This is a genomic window from Aeromonas cavernicola (assembly GCF_002795305.1).
Lineage (GTDB): Bacteria > Pseudomonadota > Gammaproteobacteria > Enterobacterales > Aeromonadaceae > Aeromonas > Aeromonas cavernicola.
The window spans coordinates 1-3,901 of record NZ_PGGC01000062.1 but is presented as its reverse complement, the minus strand read 5'-3'; the positions used below and the strand labels follow the sequence as shown (position 1 = coordinate 3,901).

The 3,901-nt window shown below is 46.4% G+C and carries 7 protein-coding genes; 4 read left to right on the top strand and 3 right to left on the bottom strand.

The features are described from left to right. Nucleotides 1-759 precede the first annotated feature (759 nt). Nucleotides 760-981, bottom strand: coding sequence for a Rop family plasmid primer RNA-binding protein (locus CUC53_RS07120; protein ID WP_420808046.1), 222 nt, complete (start codon nucleotides 979-981; stop codon nucleotides 760-762). 345 nt (nucleotides 982-1,326) lie between these two features. Between CUC53_RS07120 and CUC53_RS18840 the strand changes: the two genes are divergently transcribed. Further along, nucleotides 1,327-1,707 carry a hypothetical protein gene (locus CUC53_RS18840; RefSeq protein ID WP_157798216.1) on the top strand — a complete coding sequence of 127 codons (381 nt, stop codon included), beginning with the start codon at nucleotides 1,327-1,329 and terminating at the stop codon, nucleotides 1,705-1,707. A 104-nt stretch (nucleotides 1,708-1,811) separates the two neighbouring features. Here CUC53_RS18840 and CUC53_RS07115 read toward each other — a convergent pair whose 3' ends face one another. Next, a complete protein-coding gene (locus CUC53_RS07115) occupies nucleotides 1,812-2,186 on the bottom strand; it encodes a recombinase family protein (protein WP_476692207.1) in 375 nt (124 codons plus the stop codon). Nucleotides 2,187-2,355: 169 nt separating this feature from the next. On the opposite strand from CUC53_RS07115, the gene CUC53_RS18835 reads away from it, so the two are divergent. After that, nucleotides 2,356-2,691: a hypothetical protein gene (locus tag CUC53_RS18835; RefSeq protein WP_157798215.1), complete on the top strand. Its 336-nt coding sequence runs from the start codon at nucleotides 2,356-2,358 to the stop codon at nucleotides 2,689-2,691. A 36-nt stretch (nucleotides 2,692-2,727) separates the two neighbouring features. After that, nucleotides 2,728-3,216 carry a YopT-type cysteine protease domain-containing protein gene (locus CUC53_RS07110; RefSeq protein WP_100293513.1) on the top strand — a complete coding sequence of 163 codons (489 nt, stop codon included), beginning with the start codon at nucleotides 2,728-2,730 and terminating at the stop codon, nucleotides 3,214-3,216. Nucleotides 3,217-3,272: 56 nt separating this feature from the next. Here the strand turns inward: CUC53_RS07110 and CUC53_RS19620 are convergent, their stop codons facing one another. Next, on the bottom strand, nucleotides 3,273-3,392 hold the full coding sequence (locus CUC53_RS19620; protein WP_476692206.1) for a helix-turn-helix domain-containing protein: 120 nt from the start codon (nucleotides 3,390-3,392) through the stop codon (nucleotides 3,273-3,275). 221 nt (nucleotides 3,393-3,613) lie between these two features. Here CUC53_RS19620 and CUC53_RS07100 point away from each other — a divergent pair. After that, on the top strand, nucleotides 3,614-3,901 hold a 288-nt coding region (locus CUC53_RS07100; RefSeq protein WP_236757866.1), incomplete at its 3' end, for a DUF6444 domain-containing protein.

Sequence of the window (3,901 nt, the reverse complement as noted above, 5' to 3'; positions counted from 1 at the left end):
ACCAACGCCCCATACATCAATTTCTATTTTTGATTCATCAAAATAACTCTTTGATACCTCCGTGCTGATCACCTGCAACAACGTGCCGTCAGCACAGACCCCCGATGCCCTATTCGATCCCCGTGTGGCGCTGACAGCGGCTTTTTGCTGTCTGTGTCACACGGGGACACCAAGCGCAGCGCGGTAGGCATTCCCCACCTGCGCAGGGTCGCTTCACCTATCTTGTGTGAAGCTTTCCTGCTGGCCAATGTCGCGCCCAGACATTGACGAGGGTTGCACTCTCTCGACCACGCTATGTACGGCTCATAAACTCGCCGCTACATAGCGTGGTCATTGGCTTGCCACGATTTCACGCACAAAAATACGCTCACACTCACTACGCACATGATTTCAGGCTCTCGGCTGGGCTTCGGTTCTTAATATTTGCTCGCTGACACGTTCCCGCTGCCACTCGATTTTTATCTGACTACTGACGTTACTGTGAGCTGCGGACGGCTCACAGTAACGTATTGGAACGGCTTGCTTCTGGCAGCAGAGAAGACACATTTTGCGAGCAAAAAAACAGGGTGATAGCGAGCGGGCGGCACGAGCTGACCATGCAAAATCGTGTTTTGATGGCTCAAAAGCTGGTTGTGATGGTGTGGGGATTGAAGGGGCGAAGCCCCTCACCAGCCCCGTGTTACTGTGAGCCGCGAAGCGGGCGAAACAGTAGCTGGCTAAAACCAAAAACGCAGCCGTCTACCGCCCAAAATGGGCCTGTCAATTACGGTAACAGTGACCAGATAAGCCGGACTGAATCGCGGCCTCTTCCTCGCTGGGGAGCGTCTTGACGATCTCCTCTGCAAGGTCATGGATGCGCTCGCACAGCTCTGCCTGTTCATCCAGTCCCAAGCCATCGAGCACTTCCAGCAGTACCAACGATTGCGATTTGAAGAACCCCGCCATGTTGCGGGCCTTTACCAAACCTGTCTGCTTTGCCAAACCTGAAAATCCTCCACACAAAAACCTAAAACAAACCGCTCCGTGGATAAGCCCTACTGCCCACAGGCCAAACACACGGCCTGATGGACAGCCCTACGGGAGCGGGCTTAACCACCTCGCCAAAACGCTCTCTCGGAATGACTCTTAGAGCCAAAGACAAAGCGGCCAAGGCCGCCGAATAACGTTGACATCCTCCCCCTCCTGAGACGCGAAGCGCGAAGGTGGGGGAGGATGTCAAAATGGAATGGCCTTTTGGCTAATGGGATTTAGCCACAGTCGTTTTTTGAAAGACAAAAAAACATTGATGTGTTCTCATCTTGATTCCACCATGTGAGGTATATAAAAATGAACATTTCTAGCATTTTCAGGATTTTCGGTTCCACATCAGTTGTAAAGACTTCTTCTTGTACCAGCGCGGAAATTACTCATTCTGCAAAACAATTTCTTAAAGCCCTGAAAGGCGTTAAAAATACAGCGGAGAGTAGAGGGAGTAAAATTTACTCCATGTATCAAAAAACAGAAAGTGATGCTCATAGGTTAATAAAAAATGCCCAGAAAGGAAATGTTAAAAAAACGCTGGAAAATGTAAGGCAATTAAAAAAACATTCAGATATTTTATTTTACACAACTAGCAATCCATTTAACAGAGATTTCATTGCGACCGCAAAAGCGGAACGTTCAAATATTGCATCGGCACTGATGAATAACAAACTCAGTTTACGGTAACTGGAGCGCTATTCTGCAAAGCCATTTAGTATCGTTCCGAGGCTAATTTTAGTGAACCTTGATGGCTGATGTTAACCTTGCCTTATGAAGGCAAGGTTATTGAGCTAAATTGCGTTGTTTGAGAAGAGTGTAAACGTCTCGTCTTTCAAAATCTTGTATACAGTGGAACGTGCAATGCAGAGCTGTCGGGCAATCACTGTAGCGCCGGTACCTTCCTGATGAAGTGCAAGCACGACATTACGGTCGACGATACGCTTGCGTCCAAATTTGATGCCTTTCCACTTTGCTTCCTGTCGACCTTCATTGGTACGTTCCAGTATCCTGCGCCGTTCGGCCTGTGCCACCGCTGACAGAATGGTGACTACCATTTTACCCATTTCGCCGTCGGTGCTGATCCCGTCATCAATAAACCTGACAGCCACCCCCAGGGTGTCAAACTCTTTAATCGGGGGCTGACGTTCAGTGGAACGAAAACTCACGTTAAGCAATCCTTTCTTCCTCTGACGCCTCTTCTAATGGACTCAGGTGATCGTTTGTCTCATGTTCTTCCTTCCATATATTCTGAAAGAAAATGGTCGATTTGTTACTTTTTTCGCTAAAAATTCATGATAAAATCTACTAAATGACATATTAGTAGAGGTGTAATACATGCTTCCATCAATTAATCGAGCCCAGATAAATTACTCAAGAAACTCAGTCGAGTTAACCAGTAATGAGCAAGTGAACAGCGTTCTAATAAAAAATATATCTAGAGTAAGCAACACACATGATAAAATCAGCCCTGTATTATTAAATACAGAGCCTCGGAACAAAAAGCATGATGAAACTTACGTTAAAGTTGGCGTCGCTGCGTGTATAAAAGAAAGCATGCCGGAAGTTCCTGAACCGGATTACAGTGACGATGATATCGATGATTCTGCCACAACTAATCTCTCATCAAACAAAAAAAACACCAATATATTATCTGGCCTTACTGAAGTTTAGCGGGAGTTAAGTGGTGTTTCGGACGTCAAGTTGTTAATGGATTTTAATCAGGAAGATTTCATACAAAATTCAACCCTTGCAAAAGAAGGGGTTTGTGTGCCTTTGACATCAAAATGGTTAACTGAAAGAAACTCAATAATTGATTTCTTTTCTGATATATCCACTCCGGAAGGAAGAGAAGAGATCATGCATGTTGCTATGGAGAGGGTTAAAACTGGGAATCCTGGTGTTATTATGGACTACGTAAAAAATAAAGGATACACGATAGAAATATATGACAATTCTGCTCCAGTGGACGTTGGATTATATTCTATCTCCCTAGGATTACCAGGTTCATTTCATAACATGGCACTTGAATTAACAAAAAACAATGGAGCTACATTTTTCGACCCAAATTATGGGGAGTTTTTTTTTACTAGCTTAACCTCTTTCAACGATTTCTTACCGCCATACTTAAGGTCCGCATACGATATTAAAGATGAGCCAAATATTTCTTATGTTCAATATGTAAAAATGGAAGGATAGGGATGTTGGCGCCTCAATGTTTTTTGTTGGCTGGTAAAAAAGACGACAACACTTTGTTATTTACTTGAGCTAAGAATATTTTTGTCATCCAAAACTTTATAAACCGTGGAACGAGCAATACGGAGTTGCCGAGAAATCCCGGTAGCTCCAATTCCCTGACGATATAACGACAGCACATAGTCCCTGTCTACAGTTCTCCTGCTTCAGTTTTGCTTCCTGTCTGCCTTCATTCGTGCGTTCCAGTATCCTGCGCCGTTCGGCCTGCGCAACAGCCGACAGGATGGTCACCACCATGTAACCGTTCACCGAGAGTGGCTTGACAGGAAAAAAGAGACGATCGTCTCTTGATCCGCCTTTGCCTCTTGCATGATCCCGCTCGTGTTGCATCATCACTGGCATGACCAAAAAGCACCCGACACCGGCCGTTAATTCACTCACCCTCGAACAGGCCCACGAGCTGATACATAAGCTGCTGGACCGTATTACCGAGTTGGAGGACCGCCTCAATCAGCACAGTGGCAACTCTTCCAAGCCCCCCTCCAGTGACGGGCCGGGAAGCACGCCATCTGCCCGGCTGCGTCCGGCTTGCGGTAAAAAACGTGGCGCCCAGCCTGGCCATAAAGGCCAGCGGCGGGGACGCCATCCACCCCCTGCCCCCCTGTCCGTGGGCTCTTTCTATCCGCCT